Source organism: Pseudomonas fluorescens (genome assembly GCF_019212185.1).
GTDB lineage: Bacteria > Pseudomonadota > Gammaproteobacteria > Pseudomonadales > Pseudomonadaceae > Aquipseudomonas.
Map to the genome: position 1 here is coordinate 2759429 of NZ_CP078138.1, position 23799 is coordinate 2783227.

Sequence of the window (23799 nt, forward strand, 5' to 3'; positions counted from 1 at the left end):
ATGACCCATAACAATAAATCCGGGGCGTTCAAGCTCAGGACCCTGTGCTTTGCCTTGCTCGGCAGCCTGACCCTGTGCAGCCAGATGACCCTGGCGGCGACGGCTGAAGACGCAGCCAAACTGTCGAAAAATCTGACCCCGTTCGGCGCCGAACGCGCCGGCAACGCCGATGGCTCGATCCCGGCCTGGGACGGCGGCTACACCAAGGTCGACCCGTCCTTCAAAGAGGGCGGCAAGCGTTCCGACCCGTTCGCTGCCGACAAACCGCTGTTCAGCATCACCTCGAAAAACCTCGCGCAGTACGCCGGCAAGCTCAGCGCCGGCACCCTGGAAATGTTCAAGCGTTTCCCTGACACCTACCGCATCGATGTCTATCAGACCCGGCGCACCGCCGCCGCGCCGCAGTGGGTCTACGACAACACGCTGAAAAACGCGACACGCGCCAAACTGGTGGAGAGCAGCGCCGGGCCGGTGCCCGAAGGGGCCTATGGCGGCATCCCGTTCCCGATCCCGCAGAACGGCGCCGAAGCCATGTGGAACCACGTCCTCAACTGGCGCGGCACTTCGATTTCGATGCACTTCCGTCACTACCTGATGACCGCCGATGGCAAGCAGGTGATGACCACCGACGGCCAGGCCATCCAGGAAATGCCCTACTACTACCAGGACGGCACGCCGGAATCCTTCGCTGGTGACTACTGGTTGTTCCGCCTGCTCAACGTCGGCCCGCCGTTGCGTGCCGGCGAGCAGATCATGGGCCGCACCAATATCAATGGCGACCTGTCCCAGGCCCACGTCTATCTGACCGGGCAACGCCGCGTGCGCAAGCTGCCGAATGCCTGCTGCGACACGCCGACGCCGGCGACTGCCGGGGTCATGTCGTTCGATGAATTGAGCGTGTTCCAGGGCCGTATGGACCGCTTCAACTGGAAGCTGGTGGGCAAGCAGGAGATGTACATCCCCTACAACACCAACAAGGTGCAGGCGGCGGCGAAACCCGAAGACCTGTTCCTCGCCCACCACCTGAACCCGGATTACGTGCGCTGGGAACTGCACCGCGTGTGGGTGGTTGAAGCCGATCTGGCGCCGGGCAAGCGTCACCAGTTGCCGAAGGGCCGCTACTACCTCGACGAAGACACCTGGCAAGCCATGCTCGGCGACCGCTGGGACGCCAACGGCCAACTGGCCAAGACCCTGTGGTCCTTGCCTGCCGTACTGCCTGACCTGCCTGCGCAAGCTCAGCTGTCCTCGGGCTTCTACGACCTGACTTCCGGCGCCTGGTTTATCCAGAACGTCTACACCGGCCTGCCAGAGCAGTACGGCCTGGTCGATCGCTACCGCGCTTCCGAGTTCTCGCCAGCGGCGATGGCGGGTGCCGGGGTTCGATGAGTGTCCGGGCGGATCGCGGCGGGTACGGCGCGATCCGCTTTCAATCGGTTTTTCGAGGTGGGTATGAACAGAATTTGTCGGCGCGTGGGGCGGCTGCTCTGGCGTGTGGCGCTGCCTTTGATCTTGCCAATGGGCCTGGCGCAGGCCGCGGCGGTGGGCGACGCGCTCGCCACCCCGGCGATGCAGGCACCGCAGGCGACCTCCGCAGTGCTGCTGGACCTGGCCCGTGCCGGCGCGCGGCTGGTGGCGGTGGGGGAGCGGGGCATCGTCCTGCTGTCCGATGACAACGGCCTGAGTTGGCGCCAGGCGGAGGTGCCGGTGTCGGTCAGCCTGACGGCGGTGCAGTTTGTCGACGCCGAGCAGGGTTGGGCGGTGGGGCACGGCGGTGTGGTGCTCGCCACCCGCGATGGCGGTGAACACTGGCGGGTGCAGTTGGACGGGGTGCGTGCAGCGCAACTCGAACTGGCCGCCGCCACCGAGGAACTGCCCAAGGCCAGCGACCAGGACGCTGCCAGCGCCCGCCTGCAAACCGCCGAGCGGCTGGTGGCCGAAGGTGCTGACAAGCCGTTTCTCGCCCTGCAATTCATCGACGCCCAACACGGCCTGATTGTCGGCGCCTACGGCCTGGCCCTGCGCACCGAGGATGGCGGCAACAGCTGGCACTCGCTGATGGGCCAGATCGACAACCCCATGGGCGCGCACCTGTCGGCCATCGCCCAGCAAGGCGAGCACTGGTTCCTCGCTGGCGAACAGGGTTTTGTGGCCCGTTCCGATGATGGCGGGCACTCGTTCAGCCAGTTGCAAAGCCCGTACCCGGGGAGTTTCTTCACCCTGCAACTGCGCGATGACGGTGTGCTGCTGGTGGCCGGCCTCAAGGGCAATGCCTTTGCTTCCAGCGACCTTGGCCAGAGCTTCCAGCCTGTGCCGGTGAACATGCCGGTGTCGTTCAGCGATGCCATCCGCAGCGCCGACGGCCAACTGCTGCTGGTCAATCAGAGCGGCGCGCTGTTTCGCACCAGCGGTCAACCTGGCGCCTTGCTCCAGCCTTACGGCAAGCCTTTGGGCAAGCCCGTCGCCAGCGTGATCGAGGCCGCCGACGGCAGCCTGACCCTGGCTGGTTTCACTGGACTGACGCGCCTGCCGCCGTCCGTCACCACCGCTTCGGAGTGAGTCATGAAGTCTTTCGACAACGCCACGGCCAGCCTGGCGAATTTCGATCCACGCTCCGGCTCGGTGGTCGAGCGCACGCTGTTCAACCACCGCCTGTGGGTGTTGCTGGTGTGTGTGCTGACCACCCTGGTGCTGGGTTATCAAGCGACCCGGATCGAGCTCAACGCCAGCTTCGAGAAAATGATCCCGACCCAGCAACCCTACATTGCCAACTACCTTGAGCATCAGAAGCAGCTCACTGGCCTCGGTAATGCGCTGCGCATCGTGGTCGCCAACCGTCAGGGCTCGATCTACGACGCCGAATACCTGAAGACCCTGCAGGCCCTGAGCGACAAGCTGTACCTGCTGCCGGGCGTCGATCGTGCCTACATGAAATCGCTGTGGACCCCGGCCACCCGCTGGGTCGCGGTCACCGAGGACGGCCTCGATGGCGGCCCGGTGATCCCCGACGACTACAGCGGCAGCGCCGCCAACCTCGAAGCCTTGAAGCGCAACGTGCAGCGCTCCAATGAGCTCGGGCAACTGGTGGCTTTCGACCAGACCTCGAGCATCATCTACGTGCCGCTGCTGGCCACAACCGCTGACGGTAAGCCGCTGGATTACGCGGTGTTGTCAGGGCAACTGGAGAGCCTGCGCAGCACTTATCAAAACGCCAATATCGACATCCATATCACCGGCTTCGCGAAGAAAGTCGGCGACCTGATCGATGGCTTGAAGCAGATCCTGCTGTTCTTCGCCGTGGCGATCCTGATCACCACGGCCGTGCTCTACTGGTACACCCGCTGCCTGCGCAGCACCCTGCTGGTGGTGCTCTGCTCGCTGGTGGCGGTGGTCTGGCAGCTCGGTTTGTTGCCCTTGCTCGACTACCAGCTGGACCCGTATTCGGTGCTGGTGCCGTTCCTGGTGTTCGCCATCGGCATGAGCCACGGCGCGCAGAAAATGAACGGCATCATGCAGGACATCGGGCGCGGCATGCACCGGGTGGTGGCGGCGCGCTTTACCTTCCGCCGGTTGTTCCTCGCCGGGCTGACCGCGCTGCTGTGTGACGCGGTGGGCTTTGCGGTGCTGATGCTGATCAAGATCCAGGTGATCCAGGACCTGGCGGTGATCGCCAGCATCGGCGTCGCGGTGCTGATCTTCACCAACCTGATCCTGCTACCGGTGTTGCTCTCCTATGTCGGCGTTTCACCCCGCGCGGCGCAGCTGAGCCTGAAGAGCGAACAGGCCGAGCAGGGCGGCCAGGTACGCCATGCGTTCTGGCGCTTTCTCGACCTGTTCACCCAGCGCCGCTGGGCCAGCCTGTGCATCGCCATCAGCCTGGCGCTGGCCGCCCTGGGTTTCATTGTCAGCCTGCAACTGAAAATCGGTGACCTCGACGCCGGCGCCCCGGAGCTGCGCGCCGACTCGCGCTACAACCAGGATGACGCCTACCTGACCCGGCACTACGGCGCCAGCAGCGACCTGTTCGCGGTGATGGTCAAGACCCCGGCCGGCAGCTGTGCCCGCTACGACATCCTCGCCAAGGTCGATGCCCTGGATTGGCAGCTGCGCGCGTTGCCGGGTGTCGATTCGACCAACTCGCTGGCGCTGCTCAACCGGCGCATGCTGGTCGGCCTCAGCGAAGGTAACCCCAAGTGGTACGAGCTGCAGAACAACCAGGCGATGCTCAACATGATCACCGCCAGTGCGCCACGCGGCCTGTACAACGAAGACTGCAGCCTGCTGACCCAGTACGCCTACCTCACCGACCACAAGGCCGAAACCCTGACCCGGCTGGTCGAGCACGTGGAAAAATTTGCCGTGGCGAACAACACCGCCGAGGTGCAGTTCCTTCTCGCCGCCGGTAACGCCGGGATCGAAGCCGCGACCAATATTGTGGTCAAGCAGGCCAACCGCGAGATGCTGGTGTGGGTCTACGGCGCGGTGATTGTGCTGTGTCTGATCACCTTCCGCTCCTGGCGCGCGACCCTGTGTGCGGTGATTCCGCTGATGCTCACCTCGATCCTCTGCGAGGCGCTGATGGTCTGGCTGAACATCGGGGTCAAGGTCGCCACGCTGCCGGTCATCGCCCTGGGCGTGGGCATTGGCGTCGACTATGCGCTGTACGTGATGAGCATCCTGCTCAGCCATCTGCGCCAGGGCGCGAGCCTGTCCGAGGCCTATTACCGGGCACTGGTGTCCACCGGCAGAGTGGTGATGCTGACCGGTATCACCCTGGCAATCGGCGTCGCCACCTGGATCTTCTCACCCATCAAATTCCAGGCCGACATGGGCGTGCTGCTGGCGTTCATGTTCGTCTGGAACATGGTCGGCGCGCTGCTGTTGCTGCCGGCGCTGGCGTACTTCCTGTTGCCGGTGCGCCGTGAGGCAACCGTCACGGTAGACAACGCCAGCGTTTCTGAAGCGGCACCGGTCGCCCCTGTCCATCACTCGCGTATCTCGGAGCCTTGCCATGCCCGCTAATGCCGTTATAGAAAGCCCGAGCCGCCAGGCCGGCTGGCCGCAGTCGCTGCTGTTGCTGCTGGGCAGCTGTCTGCCGGTGCTGGGCGCAGTGTTGCTGGCCCCGGTGTTACCAAGGATGCAAGCGCATTTTGCCGAAGTGCCGGGCAGTGCGGTGCTGGTGCCGGTGGTGTTGACCTTGCCGGCGCTGGTGATTGCCTTGCTGGCGCCATTTGCCGGGATCATCGCCGACCGCCTCGGGCGCAAGCCGCTGCTGTTGGCGAGCATGCTGCTGTACGTGCTCTGCGGCGTACTGCCGCTGTGGCTCGAGTCGCTGCCGGCAATCGTCCTCAGCCGCGCCGGCATCGGTCTGGCCGAGGCGGGGATCATGACCTGTTGCACCACGCTGATGGGCGACTACTACAGCGGCGCTCGACGGGAGCGTTTGTTTGCCCTGCAAATGGTCGCCACCTCGCTGTCGGCGGCGGTGTTTATCGCCCTCGGCGGATTCCTCGGGCAAAACGATTGGCGCACACCGTTTGCCTTGTACGCCGTCGGCCTGGTGTTCCTGCCGCTGATGGCCTGGCTGCTGTGGGAGCCGCAGGCTCGTGTGCAGTCAGCGCAAACGATGCCGGTGGCAGCTCGGTTTCCATGGCGTGCACTTGCACCCTTGTACGGGCTGTCGCTACTGGCCGGCCTGAGCCTGTTCATCGTTCCGGTGCAGGCCGGTTATCTGCTCAACCTGCTGCACGTCGATGCGCCGGAGCAGATCGGCATGACCATGGGTGCCAACCAACTGGGGGTGCTGATCGGCGCCCTGAGTTTCCGTCTGCTCAGCGGCCTGCGTGGCCAGTACCTGCTGCTGATTGCCTATGTGCTGGCAGGCCTCGGCGGCTTGCTCATGGCCAGCGCCCAGAGCCACGTGCAGGTGGTGGTCGCCGTGACCATCAACGGCCTGGGCATCGGCCTGATGTTGCCGACCTTGATCACCTGGATCATGGCCCAGGTGAGCTTCCACCAGCGCGGTCGGGCGGCTGGTTGCTTCACCGCGGCGATCTTCGCCGGCGAATTCATCAGCCCGCTGGTGGTGCTCGGCATCACCCATGGCGAGGCTGCGGTGCTGCCTTTTGCCTTGGCCATCATCGGCGGGCTGCAACTGCTGGTGGCGCTGGTTTGCCTGGCGCTGCCGCGACTCGCGGGCCTGGCGCAGCGCACGAATGTTGATGTCGGTGGTTCGACCATCGGCAACGGAAATTGAACGAGGATTTTCCATGCAAGCGCTTCCCGAATTCAAACGCGTGGTCACCGGTCACAACCAGCAGGGCCTGGCCATCGTCGCCAGCACCGGCCCGACGCCCAACGTATTCCCGCTGTCGGCGGTGCCCGGCACGGTGTTTCATGAACTGTGGAACAGCAGCGCCAGCCCGGTGCCGCTGGACAACGCCAGCGACCCCACCAGCAAACCCCTGCAACTCAGCCCTGGGCCCCAGGGCAGCGTGATCCGCGTGGTGGATATTCCGCCGGACAGCGTGCAGAACCAGGTCAGCGCCGAGGAGGCCGCCGCCGTCTTCGCCGAAATCGGCCAGTCCCACGCCGGCACCGGCCAGGCCAATTCACGGCACAAATTGATGCACCGCACCGAGACCCTCGACTACGGCATCGTCACCGAGGGTGAAGTGTGGCTGGTGCTCGACGAGGAAGAGGTGCACCTCAAGCGTGGTGACGTGGTGGTGCAACGCGGCACCAACCACGCCTGGAGCAACCGCACCGACGCCATGGCGCGCATGGTGTTCATCCTGCTCGACGGCCGCTATGCCGCCGAATTGAACGACCGCCTGGGAGCCTCGGCATGAAACTCGCTACCTTGAAAAATGCCACCCGTGATGGACGTCTGGTGGTGGTTTCCCGGGATCACGCCTGGGCTTTGGACGCCAGTAGCGTCGCGCCGACCCTGCAACGCGCCATCGAACACTGGAGCGACTGCGAGCCGCGCCTGCAGGCTTTGTCTCGCCAGTTGAACGATGGCGCAGCACCGGATGCCTTCGCCTTCGATCCGGCGCAGGCCATGGCCCCCTTGCCACGCGCCTACCAGTGGTGCGACGGCTCGGCCTTCCTCAGCCACGGCGCACTGATGCAAAAAGCCTTCAACCTCGACCCCATCGATGGCGCCGAAAGTACGCCGCTGATGTACCAGGGCGCCGGTGACGACTTCATCGGCCCGCGTGACGAGATCGCGCTGCCGAGCGAAAGCCAGGGCATCGATTTCGAAGGCGAGTTCGTGGTGCTGGTGGATGATGTGCCGCTGGGCTGCGATGCGCAAACCGCGTTGCAGCACATCAAGCTGGTGCTGCAGATCAACGACGTCAGCCTGCGTGCCCTGGCCCCCCGGGAAATGCGCACCGGCTTCGGTTTCCTCCAGGCCAAGCCGTCATCCAGTTTCGCGCCGCTGGCGATTACCCCGGACGAACTGGGCGAAGCCTGGTACGACGGCCGGGTGCACCTGCCATTGCAGGTGCACTGGAACGGTGAGTGGTTCGGCCATCCCCACGGCGGGCAAATGAACTTCGATTTCGGCCAACTGATCGCCCATGCGGCGCTGACTCGCCGCCTCGGCGCGGGCACCTTGATCGGCTCCGGCACGGTGTCGAATGCCGAACGCAGCGCCGGCTCGGCGTGCATTGCCGAGCGCCGGGCAATCGAGATGATCGAGCACGGCAGCCCACGCACCGGTTTCATGCGTTTTGGTGACCGGGTGCATATGGATGTGCTGGGCAGCGACGGCCAGTCGTTGTTCGGCGCCATCGATCAATGCGTCGTCCAGGCCCGGGGCTGAGGAGCCGCTTATGCGAGTGTTGATTACCGGCGCCAATGGTTTTGTCGGTCGCGAACTGGTGCGCTGTCTGTTGGCGCGTGGCAGCCTGCGTGGACAGCCGATTGACGCCTTGCTGGTGCTGGATCGCGACCTCCACGGCCTGCCGGATGACACCCGAGTGCGCCGGCATTTCGGCAGCGTCACCGATCCGGCGTTGATGCGTCGGGTGCTGGCCGATGGCATAGACGTCGTATTCCATCTGGTGAGCATCCCCGGCGGCGCGGCGGAAGAGCAATACGACCTCGGCTATCAGGTCAATCTGTTGGCCAGCCTGGAACTGCTCAACCAACTGCGCAACAAGCGCCGGCCGCCGGTGCTGGTGTACGCCAGCAGCGTCGCGGTGTATGGCGGGCAGTTGCCGGCGCGGATGAGCGAGAGCGCCGAACTGCGACCGGAACTGTCCTATGGCGCCCACAAGGCCATGGTCGAATGCGCGATCAATGACCTGGCCCGGCGCGGCGAGGTCGATGGCCGAGCGTTGCGCCTGCCGGGCATCGTCGCCCGGCCCCGCGAGCCCAATGGCCTGCGCTCGGCGTTCATGAGCGACCTGATGTGGGCTTTTGCCGAGGGCGAGGCTTATTGCTGCCCGGTGTCGCCGCAAGCCACCGCCTGGTGGATGTCGGCGCGCTGCTGCGTAAACAACCTGATCCACGCCGCCGAGTTGGACGGCGCGGTGTTGGGCCCACAGCGGGTGTGGCAGCTGCCGGTGTTGCAGTTGTCCATCGCCCAAGTGATCGACGCCCTGGCCGAACGCTACGGCGAGGAACGCCGCACACGGATCAGTTTCGGCCCTGACGCCGGGCTTGAAGCCTTGTTCGGCAAGATGCCCGCTTTGAAAACCCCGCACGCCCGCGCCGCCGGCTTCCAGCACGACCGCAACGCCACCGCCCTGGTACGCAACGCCCTTAATCCCGCGGCCCCCAAACACTTGCCGCTGACCGGAGAGACCCTTGATGTCACTGCCAAACACGCGTAAACGCCGCCTCGTTGACCTGTCGGTGACCCTCGACAACAACCCCTACACCGATCCGCCGCCGCTGCTGCCGAAGATCGACTACATGGATCACCAGCAGGGCTGGCCGGAAATGGCCGCGATGTTCCCGGGCCTGCAATTGGAACAGATGCCGGGCAACGAATCCTGGGCTGCCGAGCGCCTGCAGATCACCACCCATAGCGGCACGCACATGGACGCGCCCTGGCATTACGCGTCGACCACCGACGGCGGCCAACCGGCCTTCGGTATCGACGAGTTGCCGCTGGACTGGTGCCTGCAACCGGGAGTTAAGCTGGACTTCCGGCATATGGAAGATGGGCATGTGGTCACCGCCGTCGAAATCGAAGCCGAGCTGGCGCGCATCGGCCATGAGCTGCAGCCGCTGGACATCGTGCTGGTCAACACCCGCGCCGGCGCGCTGTTCGGCCAGCCGGGCTACCTCGATGCTGGCGTGGGTATTGGTCGTGAAGCGACGATGTACCTGCTGGAACGTGGGGTGCGGGTGGTCGGCACCGACGCCTGGAGTTGGGACGCGCCGTTCAAGTACACCCGCGAGCGTTTCGCCGCCAACGGCGACGCCTCGATCATCTGGGAAGGGCACAAGGCCGGGCGCGATATCGGTTACGGGCAGATGGAAAAACTGGCTAACCTTGAGGCCTTGCCGGCCAGTGGTTTCCAGGTCTCGTGCTTCCCCTACAAGATCAAGCATGCGTCAGCCGGGTTTGTCCGGGCGGTGGCGATTTTCGAAGAGTAGGGCGCGCATCAGCCTTTGATCAAAAGCATAAGAAGAGAGAACCCATGGCTCGTTTGCCTCTGCCTCACACCTTGCTGACCGCCGCGCTGGCGTTGACCAGCAGCCTGGCCCTGGCGGCCTCGGCACCACCGAACATCCTGCTGATCGTCGCCGATGACCTGGGTTACTCGGACCTCGGCAGCTACGGCGGCGATATCAACACCCCGACCCTGGATAAACTGGCCAGGGACGGGCTGCAATTCACCAATATGTACGCCGCGCCGACCTGTTCGATTACCCGTTCGATGCTGATGTCCGGCACCGACAACCACCTGGTCGGCCTTGGCACCATGGCTGAGGCGCTGCAGCCTTTCCAGCGTGGCAAGCCGGGTTACGAGGGCTATCTGAATCCTCAGGCCTACTCGATTGCCGAGCTGCTGCAGCAGGGCGGCTACAGTACGTCGATGGTCGGCAAATGGCACCTGGGTCTGGAAGCCGATCAGGGTCCGGATAAACGGGGTTTCCAACAGTCTTTCACCTTGCTTGAAGGCGGAGCGCCGCACTTCAAACCGGCGACTGTCGATCCGGCCAAAATCGAACAGGTGCACTACCGCGAAAACGGCCAGGCCGTGGCGTTGCCGGAGAATTTCTATTCCTCGGACTTCTACACCGACAAGCTGATCAGCTACCTGCAGAACAGCAAAAAGGAAGGCAAACCCTTCTTCGCCTACGCCGCGTTCACCGCGCCGCACTGGCCGTTGCAAGCGCCCAAGGAATACCTCGACAAGTACCAGGGGCGCTTCGACCAGGGCTATGACAGCGTGCGCCTGGCACGTATCGAGCGGATGAAAAACCTCGGTGTCCTCGCCAGTGATGCCCAGCCCGCCAAGCCTTTGCCGGTCAATCCGAAACTGCCGGGCTGGGACCAATTGACCCCGGAACAGCAGAAGCTCGAAGCGCGGAAAATGGAAATCTACGCCGCCATGGTCGACAACCTCGACCACAACATCGGTCGCCTGGTGGACTATCTGCGTCAGAGCGGACAGTACGACAACACCCTGATCGTGTTCATGTCGGACAACGGCGCGGCAGGCGAGAACCACAGCCAGTTCTATCCGCTTGGCGCTCATACCGACAACAGCCTCGCCAACCTTGGGAAGAAGGGTTCGCAAATCGACTACGGCCTGCGCTGGGCCGAAGTCAGCGCCGCGCCGTTCCACCTGTTCAAAGGCACTACTGCCGAGGGTGGCATCAGCGTGCCGGCTATTGTCCAGTTGCCCAAGGCTATGAGTCGGCAAGGTATCGAACGCGGCATCGCAAGGGTTGACGATTTGGCGCCGACCTTTCTTGAGGTAGCGGGGATTGCCCAGCCACAGGTTGCAGGCAAACACCCGATCACCGGTAAATCGATGCTGCCGCTGCTGGCTGGCAAAGGCAGTCCGCACAGTGACGGGCGTCTGGCCGGGGAGCTATTCGGTAACGCCTATTACCGCGAAGGCGATCTGAAGCTATTGGGCATGCGCCCGCAGGCAGGGTTTGGCGATAACGTTCAGCCATTGCAGTGGCAGCTGTTTGATCTGGCACGCGATCGCGGCGAGACCACGGATCTGGCGGCCGCGCAGCCGGACACGGTGGAGCGGCTCAAGGCCGAGTGGATGAAGTATGCGCAGGAGGTGGGCGTGGTGTTTGCGCCGCGCTGAACGCGATTCTTGTGATCGCTCCAAACCCCTGTGGGAGCTGGCTTGAAGCGAAGAGGGGGTGTCAGCCACCGATGATGTCGGCTGTGCCGCCGCCTTCGCCAGCAAGCTGGCGCCTACAAGTGTGATCAACCACATACACCTTGTGGGAACAGCTCGGGCGGCGCTCCCATAGGGTTGGTCGATCACAAGATCAGCGTCCACTGCTGCAGGGTGTCAGCCAACTGACTTCAACGGAATTGGCCCTTGCAGGCGATTCAGCATGGTTGCGCAGTACCAGTCATCGAACTGGCATACGCCGGTTTCCGCCGTTTCGGAATAAGGGCCTGGCTCGTAGGACGGCGAGGTCACGCCACGCTGGGTGCCTTCGACCAGGGTGCGGTCCTGATCGTTGGTGGCGATCCAGACTTTGGTCAGCCGATCGATATCATAGTCGACACCTTCCACCGCATCCTTGTGCACCAGCCATTTGGTGGTGACCATGGTCTGCGTGGCGCTGATCGGCAACACCCGGAAGCTCAATGCGTGGTCGCCGAGGAAGTGATTCCAGGTCGACGGATAGTTGAAGTAGAGCAGGGCGCCGATATCGGCTTCGCCGCTTTTGTCCAGGCGGCTGGTGACCGCAGGCTTGCCGTCCATGGTGTAGCTCACCGCGCCTTTGGACAGCGGAATGCGGGTCATCCGGTATTGGCCATTGATGTCCATCACCAGGCGGCTCGGCAGGCCGGCTTTTTCGCACTTGTTCCAGTAGGCGGAGAGTTCCGGATCATCATCGCCGCTGGTGCCGCCCACTGAGAGGTTGTCAACGAACGATTGCAGCAGTTCGGGATGCGAGCCGTCGCAGTGGTAGCACTCACGGTTGTTCTCGAACACCAGCTTCCAGTTACCACGTTCTATGATGCTCGACTCGAATGCGACTTTGCAGTCATCCAGATTGTGCGGGGCAACGAAGGGGGCGACGGCGCTGCGGAAGGGTTCGAAGTCCGGTGCCTTGGTCGCCACACAGACGTAAATAAAGGTGTGGACGATTTCGCAGTGCACGCTTTTCAGGTTGTATTGGCTCTTGTCGAAATCCTGGCCCATGTTGCCGGCAAACAGCAGGTTGCCATCCAGCTCGTAGGTCCACTTGTGGTAGGGGCAAACCATCTTCGCGACTTTGCCGTGATCGGCCTCGCAGACCTTGGCGCCACGGTGGCGGCAAGCGTTGTGGAAGGCGCGTACCTGGCCATCCTTGCTGCGTACAACGACGACCGGGTAATCGCCGACTTGCAGGGTGAAGTACTGGCCGGGTTTTTCGAGTTCAAAGGTGTGCCCGGCGAAAATCCAGTCACGATGCCAGATGTGCTCAAGGTCCTGGCGATAGACGTCCTCACTGCTGTACAGCGCGCCCGGGAGGGAATGCCAGGCTTTGCGTTGGGAAATCAGCTTATAAACGGTTTCTTTGTTATCCATCTTATCCTCCCAGGATATATACCTTGAGCGGTCACCTTTGAAGGTGACTTATATTGTTTTCAACTGACTCATCAAGTTGCCGCCTGGCTCGATCGGCTACCGGTCACGATGGGCGCAGCCTATATCGGCCGCGCCGGGCGCCACAAACGACATTTAGGGGAGGCAATCCATGATGTGTAGTTATCGGTTGGACCCTAAATCAATCCACTGCATCAAACAGCGGAGCCAGGGCGGTAATAGCTGACGCTGCATGATCGAGCTGAGTGATCGCCTGTTTCACCGCCAGGCTTCTTTTCTGCCCGAGACCGACAGAGAACAGGTCAAATTTCTGATCCAACTCTTCGGCGCTCAACGCGGTATGCGGGTCGCCTTTGGCGGCGGTAGTTGGGCTGATGAGCACCGTGCCGTTCTTCAGTGTCAGGGTCAGGCGCGAGAGGATTTCGTCCGGGAATCGCGCCGAGATATCGGCGGCTTCGACGATCTCGATTCGTGCGCTCATGGACAGAATGTCGGGCGCGGTAATGGCTGCGCCGGTGACTTCTTCCGGGCCGAGCTTGCCCCTGACGATCAGTGCCGCGAGCGGGAAAGCCAGTGCGTATTGGGCTTGATCGGCGTTGGACGGGGTGTGGCCTTGCAAGCACATCGACTCGTAGAAAGTCTCTACACGCAGGGTTTCGATCGACTGCGCGTCAACTTCAGGGTGCTCGTGCTGCAGCGCCAGCATGGCGGTCAGCGCCGGCTGCGCCCAGCGGCAGACGGGCCAGGGTTTGAAGTACTGGCTATCGATCTCCCAGCGCTGGCCGATGTCGCGCCAATGCTCGGCGACGCTCGGGTCTTCCACGGTTTCGGCGGGCGCACCGGTCAGGCCTTCCCGGGCCATCAGCAGCGCATTCAGACCGACGAAGGCGCCGGCGCCGTGGGCATCGCGCAGCATGGTCGGGGCCTGAACCACTCGCATCATCGGGCAACGAGCGCTGAAGTATTCGGCGATGCCCAGGGCGTGGCGGAATGTTTGTTCATCGAAACCCAGCAAGCGCGAGCCGGCGCAGACCACACCGATTGCAGAGAAGCCACCCGAGGCGTGATAGGTCGCAGACGTGGCCATCAACGCGACGCCAGCGCGCAGGCCAGTCTCGTAGCCGATGCACAGTGCGCTGAGAAACTCATGGCCGCTGATGGCTTTGCCTTGGGCGTGCAGGGCGTCGGCAAGTGCCAGCAGGGCGGGTACGACGGTGGCGCCGGCATGGCCCTTGGACAGGAAGTGGCCTTCATGGGCGTCCAGGCTGTCGGCGGAAAAGCCACCGGCCCACGCCGCGCCCAGCACATTGACCCGCCGGCCATCGAACACCATCCGGCTGGTATAGGCCCCGGCCGGGTAGTGCAGCGTGGCGAAGCGCCGCATCAGTTGGCTGGTGTCATTGCCCGCCGCGCCGGCCATGACCCCGACGATATCGAGCAGGCTGTTCTTGAGGATTTGTCGGGTCTTGGGCGGGGCGTCGAGGAAATCAAAGTCGTGGCAGAAGTGGAAAAGTGACATTAAAGCAGTCCTTCCTGTGGTTGGGCCCGCTTAACAATGGGCCACAGGAGGGGATGGTTCTAGCAACTTTTTGGTAGAGCAATTGATAACCAAAACGGATGGAAAGATCGCTCCCACAGGTATCATGTATCGCCATTACCGGCGTGGAAATTTTGAGAGGATCCATTCCCGGAATCGGCGCAGTTCGTCTTCATTGTCGGCATTCTCCCGACAGTTCAAGTAATGCCAGCTGTTACGTAACTGCACCTCCTGTTCAATCGGCCGCACCAGCAAACCTTGCTCCAACAGCCGCGCCACCAGGTGATTCCAGCCCAGCGCTATTCCTTGGTGAGTCAGCACCATACTGATCAGCAGGTTGTAGTCGTTGGCATTGAAAATCTGCGGGCTGCTGGCGGGGCGGTCGTCGATGTCGATGGCCTGGAACGCCAGCCAGACGCCCCAATCCACATGCTCGGCGACCTGGGAGCGGCCATAGGGGCTGAGGTTCAACAGCGCTGAATCGCGCACGCCTTCGATGGTCGAGATTTCCGGGTGCTGCTTGAGGTACTCCGGTGAACAGACCGGGTAAATGACGTCCTGGCACAGCGGGTAGCTTCTATAACCGTCGCGTATGCGCGAAATCTTGGTAATGAAGATATCCGGCTGAACCCCGGGCTCCATGGTCAGGAAGTTCTGGGTGGTGATCAGGTTGAGTTCGATGTCCTGACTCTGCGCGACAAATTCGGGCAGGTGGCTCGACAGCCAGAGTGCGGAAAAGGCCGGGGAGCAGCAGATGGTCAAAACCTTCTTCTGCGACTGGCTGCTGCGGATACGTTCAGCCGCTTGCGCAATGTTGACGAAGGACAACTGGGCGGCATCGAAAAACAGCGCGCCGGCCGGCGTCAGTTCCACGGCGCGGCCAACCCGGGTAAACAACTGGGCGCCCAGATAACCCTCCAGCTCGCGGATCTGCCGACTGATCGCGGCCTGGGAAACGCACAAGGCCTCGGCCGCACGGGTGAAGCTTTCGTACTTGGCGGCCGCCACAAAAGCCTTCACAGCCCTCAACGAAGGCATCTTCAGCAGGATCGTGTCGGGATCGACATGCTTGGACATTTACTACGTTCTCCTAACGGCACGGCTCCCCAGCGAAGCGCGGGGAGGGTAACGGAACCCTGATGCTGCGGCTACGTTGACGTCGCTGTCGGACCATGGTCGGTCGCACGTGAGCGGTGGGGCAAGGGGTGCGATCAGGCGGCGCCGATCTATAACCCGACGTTATCAAAATATCCCTGTAAATGTAGTTGGATTTGAAAAGGCGATGCTAATAAATTTGAAACATCCCTCTTTCCTGGGCTTTAAAAATAATAAAAGGAAGATCGTCGTGAAACTACGTAATGACTACCGCTGCCGTTCAAAAATAAATCCGCTGTTTAGCAGTTCGCTTGAGGCGGATCCTGCTGAACACCAAGGAGGCAAGGTATGAATATGAATGACATCGACGAGATTATTTCCGTCAAAAACGTTTTTAAAGTATTTGGTGCGCAACCCCAACTGGCCATGAAGATGATCGGGGAAGGCGCCACCAAAGCTGAAGTCTTCCAGAAAACCGGCCAGGCCATCGGCGTGTTTGACGCGAATTTCGCCGTTCGCCGTGGTGAGATTTTTGTCATCATGGGCTTGTCGGGCTCTGGCAAATCAACCATGGTCAGATTGTTCAACCGCTTGATCGAACCTACGTCCGGATCGATCTTTCTGAATGGCAAGGAAATCACCGGGCTGGGCGACAAAGACCTGTTGCAAGTGCGTCGCAAAGACATGGGCATGGTCTTTCAATCCTTCGCGCTGATGCCCCACATGAGCGTTATCGATAACGTCAGCTTTGGTCTTGAAATCAGTGGCGTCAGTGAAAAAGAACGCTATTGCCGGGCCATGGGTGCTCTTCAACAAGTCGGGCTTTCCGGCCAGGAATACAGTTTCCCCCATCAGTTGTCCGGTGGCATGCAGCAACGTGTAGGCCTGGCGCGCGCCCTGGCCAACGACCCGGCGATTCTGCTGATGGACGAAGCCTTCTCGGCCCTGGACCCGATGATCCGCAGCGAAATGCAGGGTGAGTTGATCAAACTTCAGGCCGAGCAGAACCGCACGATCATCTTTATTTCCCACGACATCGAAGAGGCCGTGCGCATTGGCCACCGCATCGCAATCATGGAAGGCGGGCGTGTCGTGCAGATCGGGACACCGCGCGAGCTGCTGTGTAACCCGGTCAATAACTATGTCCGCGACTTCTTCAATGGTTTCGATACCAGTCGAATTCTCAAGGCCGGGGATATCGCCCAGCAAGACTCGACGATCACCTATCAACCCGGCCGCCAGACGCCTGTCAAAGCGGACGCTTCCTTGAGAGAAATACTGCATATCGTCGCTGCCTCGGCAACTCCAACTCCGGTGGTTGATGAAATTGGCCTGTACAAAGGCTGTATTTCCCAAGGCCATCTTCTGAGCTGTCTGAATAACCATTAATTGCAATGATCAGAAGGCTTGTTAGTTCTGAGGCGAGGAAGAATCATGTCGGACTTTAACTTTTTGGACCCCTTTCAAACTTTCAATATTCCATTGGGGTCGTGGGTTGAAACAGCTCTTAAATATCTGGTTCACAACTTCCGGGAAGTGTTCCGGTCGATTCGTTGGCCGGTAGACCAGGTGCTCGATGGTGTGCAGTGGGGATTACTCTCAGTACCGCCTCTGGTCTTCATCATTATTGCCGGCTTGATCAGTTGGCAGATCGGCGGTAAACGCATCGCTATCTTTAGCGTGGCCACCCTGACCGGAATCGGACTGATCGGCGTGTGGAACGATGCCATGGTCACGTTGGCGCTGGTACTGACTTCGCTGTTGTTCTGTGCGGTTATCGGCATTCCCCTCGGCATCCTGTGTGCCCGCAACGATCGCACCGAAATGATCGTCCGCCCGGTGCTGGATGCGATGCAAACCTTGCCGGCCTTCGTGTACCTGGTGCCGGTGGTGATGTTGTTCGGCATCGGTAACGTGCCCGGTGTGATTGTCACCATCATTTTCTCCGTGGCACCGCTGGTGCGCCTGACCAATTTGGGCATCCGCCAGGTGCCGGCCGACAAGGTCGAAGCGGCGCGGGCCTTTGGCTGTACGGCCACGCAGATGCTTATGAAGGTCCAGTTGCCGCTGGCGGCGCCGACCATGATGGCGGGTTTGAACCAGACCCTGATGCTGTCCCTGTCGATGGTGGTGGTCGCGTCGATGATCTCAGTCGGCGGTCTCGGCCTGATGGTATTGAGCGGCATCGGTCGCCTCGACATGGGGCTGGCCAGTGTCGGCGGTGCAGGCCTGGTACTGCTCGCGGTATTCCTCGACCGTCTGACCCAGGCCATGGGGCAGCGTAGCAGTGATTTGGCCTCCGGACAGCGTTGGTACGAGACCGGACCTGTGGGCCTTGTCCTGAAACTCAAGAAAAAGAAAAGCGTGACGCGCCCAGTGACTAATTAAGGTGCCGGTTCAACTATTCCTGCCCACTAAAACTACAACCCAAAGCGTGGTGAAAAAATGAAACTTGCAGATCTCAAGAAAACGCTCGTTGCGAGTCTGGTTGCTTCGGTGTTTGGTGCAATTGCCTGTTCGGCGGTATATGCCGCTGATGCAAACAAGCCAGGGGCCGGCGTTTCCATCACGCCGATCTTCCCGACGATCGCCGAGGAGCGGTTCCGTGGCGAAATAGCCATGGCCGGCCTCAGAGACCTGGGTTATGACGTCAAACAACCCAAGGAAACCGACTATCCCGCGATGTTTTTGGCGCTGTCCTACGGCGACGCGGATTTCACCGTCCACGAGTGGGAGCACCTGCATGAGGATTTCTACGACAAGGCCGGTGGCGATGATTCGATGACCAAGGTCGGGCAGGTCATGAAAGGCGTCCTGCAGGGTTACGTCATCGACAAGAAAACCGCTGACGCTTATCAGATCAAGGATCTTGCCGACCTGAAGAAACCGGAGATTGCCAAGCTGTTCGACAGCAATGGCGACGGCAAGGCCGATCTGACCGGCTGCAATCCGGGCTGGGGGTGTGAGGTGATGATCGAGCATCACATGAAAGCCTATGGCCTCGGCCCGACAGTGGTCGACAACCGCGGTTCGTACTTTGCGCTGATGGCCGACACCATCGCCCGTTTCCAGCAAGGCAAGCCGGTTCTGTATTTCACCTGGGTCCCGCAGTGGATCGCCAGCGTGCTGGTTGAAGGGCGTGACGTGGTCTGGCTGCCGGTGCCCTTCACCTCATTGCCGGATGGCAAGGAAAGCAAGGACACCTTCTTTCAAGGGAAAAACCTCGGCTTTCCGGTGGATACCATCAACGCCGTGGTGAACAAGGAATTCGCCGAGAAGAACCCGGTAGCGGTCAAGTTCCTCTCCGAATACCAGATCACCACCGACGACGAAAGTGCGCAGAATCTGCGCATGCAGAAGGGTGAAAAGTCCCTCGCCGACATCAAGCGACATGCCGCCGAATGGATCAAGGCTCACCAGAGCGAGTATGACAAATGGCTGGCTGACGCGCGGGCTGCCGCCAAAAACTAAATATGGCTTGCCAACGTTTCAAGTGATTGTGATCAGGTGGAAAATAATGGGTACCTTCCAAAGCACGTTGAAGTTCCAGAACAGCGGATTTCGGCAAACTACAGATTCAATAGGTCATGAAAAAGTAGTGCAGGTTGCATTCATTCTGCTTGATCACTTTTCACTGACCACGCTTTCAACGGCAATGGATGCCCTGGCCACCGGCAACTTGATCAGCAGCCAGACGATTTACAAGGTTTCCACTTACTCGCTGCAAGGCGGTCTGGTTGAAAGTGATATCGGCGTCGCGCTTTCTTCGGAACGGCTGGTGCCGGAGCAGTTTAACTGCGACGCGGTGATTGTCGTAGGAGGGCAGCGTGTCAGGCTGTTCGCCAATCCTTTACTGCGTCGGGTATTGAAAAAGACCGCCACTGGCAAGGGTATCGTCGCCGGCGTCTGGAATGCCGCGTTCTACCTGGCGGACGCCGGTTTGCTCGATCGTCAGGACAGTGCGTGCCACGCCGATAGTTGCGCGTTGATGTACGAGTATTTTCCTCAGGTGAAAATCACCGCTGCGGATTTTGTCTTCGAACAGCGCCGTGGCACCTGCTCCAGCGCAGCCTCGGCACTCGACATGACCCTGGCGATCATGCAGGAGCTGGGTGCTCGGGGCGATGCCGGGCTGACCGGGGAAATCAGGCGCGTGCACCAACCCAAGGCCGCGCAACACCGCGAGGCGGGGGTCGCCCTGGTGGCGAAGGCGATTCCGCGGCCGCTTAACATCGCGCTGAACCTGATGGAAAACCATATCGAGGCGCCGATGGAAATCGAAGAGATCGCCAGTCAGGTCGGTGTCTCACGGCGGCAACTTGAACGACGCTTCGCACGCTATTTGAATGCCGCGCCCAATCGCTACTACCTGGAGTTGCGTCTGACCCGGGCACGACAACTTATTGTGCAAAGCGATCGCTCGTTGACCGATGTTGCATTGGCCACCGGATTTGTCAGTTACCCGCATTTCTATAAACGCTTCAAGGATCTGTTTGGCCTGCCGCCCATGACCTATCGCGATAATTATTATTGTGATGACGCTGCCAGTGCCGGGAGATATGCAATTGCCACGAACTGTTGACGGACGTCGACACGTACTGACACCACGACTTGTTTGGAAGTAATCAATGGTGGGCATGAAGTTGCCTGGCAAGGCGTCGAGTGGGCGATCGGCAGTGGGTTTCAATTAAAGCAATTCAATAATAAGCGGTCCAAGACTATGAAAGTTACTTCGTTACCCGCCGATGATAAAAGTTGTGGCTGGTTTCACCTGAGCCGCCCGCGCATACCGCAGCCAGCGCACCAGGGACATACCAGCGCGCGCTGGGTGATTATTGGCGCGGGGTTCACCGGACTGGCCACTGCGCGCCAACTGGCGCTTAATTTTCCTGATGACGAAGTGGTATTGGTCGAGGCACAGGAAGTGGGCCTGGGTCCATCCGGGCGCAACGCCGGCTTTGCCATCGATTTGCCCCATGACATCGGTGCCGACGACTACATCGGCGATATCAACCTCGCCCGCACCAGCCTCAAGCTCAATCTGGCCGGGCAGTCGATCTTGCGTGAGCTGGTCAGTCAGTTCGACATTGATTGCCAGATGAAAGCCTGCGGCAAGTACCAGGCGGCCGTGGAAGATCGCGGCATCGCGGTGCTCGAGGCGTACCGACGAGGGCTGGATAAACTCGAACAGCCTTATCAGATGATCGACGCCGAAGAGTTGCCCGGGCATCTGGGCACGCACTTTTATCGCAAGGCGTTGTACACCCCTGGCGCGATTCTGATTCAGCCATCGGCGCTGGTGAAAGGGCTGGCTGACAGCCTGCCGGACAACGTCAAGCTGTATGAGCGCACACCGATTCTGCAAGTGGAGTACGGCGCGAAAACGCTGCTCAAGCACGCCAACGGCAGTATTAGTGCCGACAAGCTGATTTTGGCCAATAACTCGTTCGGCATGCGCTTCGGCTTCCTCCAGGGGCGCATGTTGCCCATCTACACCTACGCCAGCATCACTCGCCCGCTGAGTGAAGAAGAACAGGCACGTCTGGGGGGTAAGCCGTACTGGGGCGCCATTCCGGCAGATCCGTTCGGTACCACCGTCAGGCGCACCCCGGATAACCGCCTGCTGATCAGAAATAGTTTCAGCTTCAACCCGGACGGGCGCAGCAACAGCAAATACAACGAGCGTTTTGTCCGTCGCCATAAAGCCTCGTTCGATCAACGCTTCCCGATGCTCCCTGGTGTGAATTTCGAATACACCTGGGGCGGAGCACTGGCCATGTCGCGTAACCACAACGGTTTCTTCGGTGAGTTGGCGCCCAATGTCTACGGCGCCCTGGGTTGCAATGGCCTGGGTGTAACGCGCGGAACAGTGACTGGGAAACTGCTTGCCGACTGGCTCGCGGGCGACCGCAGCGGGCTGATCGAGTTTCTGTTGCACGCACCAGGGCCGAACAGTAATCCGCCCGAACCTTTTCTTTCGCTGGGGGTGAACATGAACCTCAAGTGGGGGCAATTCCGCGCTGGCAGAGAAAGCTGAGTCACCTCATCCGGACACCCACTTGCAAGTGCGATGCGCTTTCCGATGTCGAATACAAGGATAAGAAATGAACAACGTTGGTGTTTCAATTGAGGATGTCCCGCTCAACCGCTTCCATCGTCTGCTGACGGTTCGCGCGGCGGGTGGTTCCTTTGTCGATGGCTACGTCCTCAGCATCATCGGCGTCGCGCTGATACACATGTCCAAGTCCCTGGCCCTGGATGATTTCTGGGAGGGCATGATTGCCGCTTCGGCGCTCATCGGGATCTTTTTCGGCGGCTTCCTCGGCGGTTGGCTCACCGACATTCTGGGGCGCAAACGCCTGTTGTTCGCTGGCCCCAGCATCTTCATCGTCGCCTCCCTGGCCCAATACTGGGTCGACTCGGCCATTGCCCTGTTTTTCCTGCGGCTCTTGCTCGGCGTGGCGGTGGGCATTGAATACCCGGTGGCCACCTCGCTGTTGGTGGAGTTCCTGCCGCGCAAATACCGTGGCCCACGCCTGGCGATGCTGACCATCATGTGGTTCACCGGTGCTGCCATGGCCTATATCGTCGGCGAACTTATGTTCAAGCTCTGCGGAGCGGACGCCTGGCGTCTGGTATTGGCCAGCGCTTCGATCATCGGTGCGCTGCTGTTTCTCGTGCGCATTGGTACGCCGGAATCGCCCCGCTGGTTGCTGAGCAAGGGCCGCCCCGCCGAGGCAGACGCTATTATCAAGCAGGTCTACGGTACGGACTTTTCCCTGCAGAACCTGCCGGAACAGTCCAGCGGCGGGAAAGTCAGCATCGCCCATCTGCTGCATTCCGGCTACGGCAAACGCATGCTGTTCGTGGTGGTGTTCTGGACCTGTTCGGTGGTCCCGTTGTTCGCCGTCTACGCCTTTGCGCCAAGGGTATTGGCCGCCCTGAACCTGCAAGGTGACTGGGCATCGCTGGGCTCGATCGCCATTACCCTGTTCTTCGTCATCGGCTGCGTGATCTCTACACGAATCATCAATCGGGTGGGGCGGCGCAATCTGCTGATCTACAGCTTCCTGTGTTCCGGCCTAGCGCTGCTTGGCCTGGCCATCGGTCACGCCGGTCCAAGTGGCCTGGTGCTGTTCTTCTTCATTGCCTACGCGCTGTTCATTGGCGGCGCCCAAGTGCTGACGCTGGTGTACCCCAACGAATTGTTCCCCACGGAAATTCGCGCCTTTGCCGTGGGGATGGGCACCTCGCTGTCACGCGTCGGCGCTGCTGCCGGCACGTATCTGGTGCCGATTTCCCTGAGCACTTTGGGGATCGCCGAAACGATGTATGCCGCTGCGGGCGTCACCCTGGTCGGGCTGCTGCTGTCCTGGGTCCTGGCGCCTGAAACCCGGTCGCTGAATCTGCAACAGGCTGCATCGCTGAATTAACCGTTTTTCCAACCCGACTGATGACAGTCGAGGGCAACCAACCTGCAAACCACTGGAGACAACCTCATGAACTTCGACGGCATTTTTACCCCTGCGATCACGCCACTGACTGCGGATGGGCAGATCGATCACCCGGCCTTCGCCGAGGTGCTGGAGTACCTGATCGAGTCCAGGGTCCACGGCATCGTCATTGGTGGTTCTACCGGTGAGTATTACGCGCAGACCGCGACCGAGCGCGTCGAGCTGGCCAAGCGCGCGAAGGATGTGATCAACGGGCGCCTGCCGCTGGTCGTCGGTACTGGCGGTATCCGCACCGAAGACTCTGTGTACTTCGCCGAAAAGGCCAAGGAGATCGAAGCCGATGCGCTGCTGGTGGGATCGCCGCCTTACGCCTTGCCGACCCAGAAGGAAATCGCCTCTCATGTGCTGGCCGTGGATCAGGCCGCCGGGCTGCCGATCATGCTCTACAACTATCCGGCACGCATGGGCGTGGCCATGGGCGACGAGTTCTTCGCTGCGGTGGCCCAGTGCAAGAACATCGTCGCGATCAAGGAAAGCTCGGGGGAGATGAGCCGTCTGCATCGGCTGGCGCATTCCCATCCCCAGATTCAGATCTCCTGCGGTTGGGACGATCAGGCCCTGGAGTTCTTCGCCTGGGGCGCCCGCAGCTGGGTTTGCGCCGGTTCCAACTTCATCCCGCGTGAACACGTGGCGCTCTACGAAGCCTGCGTGATTGAAAAAGACTTCGCCAAGGGGCGTCGCATCATGTCGGCCATGTTGCCGCTGATGGACTTCCTCGAAAGCGGCAAGTTCGTCCAGTCGATCAAACACGGCAGTGAGTTGAACGGACTGCGCACCGGTGGCGTGCGTGCGCCCTTGCAACCGCTCGAAGCGTCCGAGAAGCAGGCGTTGAAAGAGGTGATCCAGACCCTGAAACAGAACGTCGGCGCTATCGTCGGGGAGGTTTGAA

General features: G+C 61.1%; 19 protein-coding genes. 16 read left to right on the forward strand and 3 right to left on the reverse strand.

From position 1 onward, the window contains the following. The 9 genes from KW062_RS12600 to KW062_RS12640 all read left to right on the forward strand — a co-directional run bounded on the left by KW062_RS12600 (window position 1) and on the right by KW062_RS12640 (window position 11297). Entirely contained in the window at window positions 1–1389 is a 1389-nt protein-coding gene (locus KW062_RS12600) for a DUF1329 domain-containing protein (protein WP_027620272.1), read from the forward strand. A 63-nt stretch (window positions 1390–1452) separates the two neighbouring features. Next, on the forward strand, window positions 1453–2559 hold the full coding sequence (locus KW062_RS12605; RefSeq protein ID WP_105755577.1) for a WD40/YVTN/BNR-like repeat-containing protein: 1107 nt from the start codon (window positions 1453–1455) through the stop codon (window positions 2557–2559). A gap of 3 nt (window positions 2560–2562) precedes the next feature. Then, window positions 2563–5022 carry an efflux RND transporter permease subunit gene (locus tag KW062_RS12610; protein WP_105755578.1) on the forward strand — a complete coding sequence of 820 codons (2460 nt, stop codon included), beginning with the start codon at window positions 2563–2565 and terminating at the stop codon, window positions 5020–5022. After that, window positions 5012–6256 (forward strand): MFS transporter, encoded by a 1245-nt coding sequence (locus tag KW062_RS12615; RefSeq protein ID WP_105755579.1) that lies wholly within the window; start codon window positions 5012–5014, stop codon window positions 6254–6256. Before KW062_RS12610 ends, KW062_RS12615 begins: the two co-directional genes overlap by 11 nt. 13 nt (window positions 6257–6269) lie before the next feature. After that, window positions 6270–6851: a cupin domain-containing protein gene (locus KW062_RS12620; RefSeq protein WP_105755580.1), complete on the forward strand. Its 582-nt coding sequence runs from the start codon at window positions 6270–6272 to the stop codon at window positions 6849–6851. Next, window positions 6848–7831 (forward strand): fumarylacetoacetate hydrolase family protein, encoded by a 984-nt coding sequence (locus KW062_RS12625; RefSeq protein ID WP_105755581.1) that lies wholly within the window; start codon window positions 6848–6850, stop codon window positions 7829–7831. Before KW062_RS12620 ends, KW062_RS12625 begins: the two co-directional genes overlap by 4 nt. Before the next feature lie 10 nt (window positions 7832–7841). Then, a complete protein-coding gene (locus KW062_RS12630; protein WP_105755582.1) occupies window positions 7842–8846 on the forward strand; it encodes an NAD-dependent epimerase/dehydratase family protein in 1005 nt (334 codons plus the stop codon). Further along, window positions 8824–9618: a cyclase family protein gene (locus KW062_RS12635; protein WP_027620265.1), complete on the forward strand. Its 795-nt coding sequence runs from the start codon at window positions 8824–8826 to the stop codon at window positions 9616–9618. The genes KW062_RS12630 and KW062_RS12635 overlap by 23 nt, the downstream gene beginning before the upstream one ends. Before the next feature lie 44 nt (window positions 9619–9662). Further along, window positions 9663–11297, forward strand: a complete 1635-nt coding sequence (locus KW062_RS12640) for an arylsulfatase (RefSeq protein WP_105755583.1) — start codon at window positions 9663–9665, stop codon at window positions 11295–11297. A 213-nt stretch (window positions 11298–11510) separates the two neighbouring features. On the opposite strand, the gene KW062_RS12645 is transcribed toward KW062_RS12640, so the two are convergent. The 3 genes from KW062_RS12645 to KW062_RS12655 form a co-directional block, all read right to left on the reverse strand. Beyond that, complete coding sequence (locus tag KW062_RS12645; RefSeq protein WP_027620263.1) at window positions 11511–12746, reverse strand: aromatic ring-hydroxylating oxygenase subunit alpha; 1236 nt, start codon at window positions 12744–12746, stop codon at window positions 11511–11513. 199 nt (window positions 12747–12945) lie between these two features. Next, complete coding sequence (locus KW062_RS12650; protein ID WP_105755584.1) at window positions 12946–14283, reverse strand: MmgE/PrpD family protein; 1338 nt, start codon at window positions 14281–14283, stop codon at window positions 12946–12948. A 135-nt stretch (window positions 14284–14418) separates the two neighbouring features. After that, window positions 14419–15378: a LysR family transcriptional regulator gene (locus KW062_RS12655; protein ID WP_027620261.1), complete on the reverse strand. Its 960-nt coding sequence runs from the start codon at window positions 15376–15378 to the stop codon at window positions 14419–14421. A gap of 372 nt (window positions 15379–15750) precedes the next feature. On the opposite strand from KW062_RS12655, the gene KW062_RS12660 reads away from it, so the two are divergent. From KW062_RS12660 to KW062_RS12690, 7 genes are all read left to right on the forward strand, one after another. Further along, window positions 15751–16785, forward strand: a complete 1035-nt coding sequence (locus tag KW062_RS12660; protein WP_105755601.1) for a quaternary amine ABC transporter ATP-binding protein — start codon at window positions 15751–15753, stop codon at window positions 16783–16785. Window positions 16786–16830: 45 nt separating this feature from the next. Further along, the gene (proW, locus tag KW062_RS12665; protein WP_027620259.1) at window positions 16831–17784 is read left to right on the forward strand and encodes a glycine betaine/L-proline ABC transporter permease ProW; all 954 of its coding nucleotides are present in this window, start codon (window positions 16831–16833) and stop codon (window positions 17782–17784) included. A gap of 57 nt (window positions 17785–17841) precedes the next feature. Then, entirely contained in the window at window positions 17842–18867 is a 1026-nt protein-coding gene (gene proX, locus KW062_RS12670) for a glycine betaine/L-proline ABC transporter substrate-binding protein ProX (protein WP_027620258.1), read from the forward strand. Beyond that, window positions 18824–19978, forward strand: a complete 1155-nt coding sequence (locus tag KW062_RS12675; RefSeq protein ID WP_256351003.1) for a GlxA family transcriptional regulator — start codon at window positions 18824–18826, stop codon at window positions 19976–19978. The genes proX and KW062_RS12675 overlap by 44 nt, the downstream gene beginning before the upstream one ends. A gap of 138 nt (window positions 19979–20116) precedes the next feature. Further along, window positions 20117–21433, forward strand: coding sequence for an NAD(P)/FAD-dependent oxidoreductase (locus tag KW062_RS12680; protein WP_027620256.1), 1317 nt, complete (start codon window positions 20117–20119; stop codon window positions 21431–21433). 67 nt (window positions 21434–21500) lie between these two features. Next, window positions 21501–22829, forward strand: coding sequence for an MFS transporter (locus KW062_RS12685; protein WP_105755586.1), 1329 nt, complete (start codon window positions 21501–21503; stop codon window positions 22827–22829). 66 nt (window positions 22830–22895) lie between these two features. Then, window positions 22896–23798 carry a dihydrodipicolinate synthase family protein gene (locus KW062_RS12690; protein ID WP_027620254.1) on the forward strand — a complete coding sequence of 301 codons (903 nt, stop codon included), beginning with the start codon at window positions 22896–22898 and terminating at the stop codon, window positions 23796–23798. Window position 23799 lies beyond the last annotated feature (1 nt).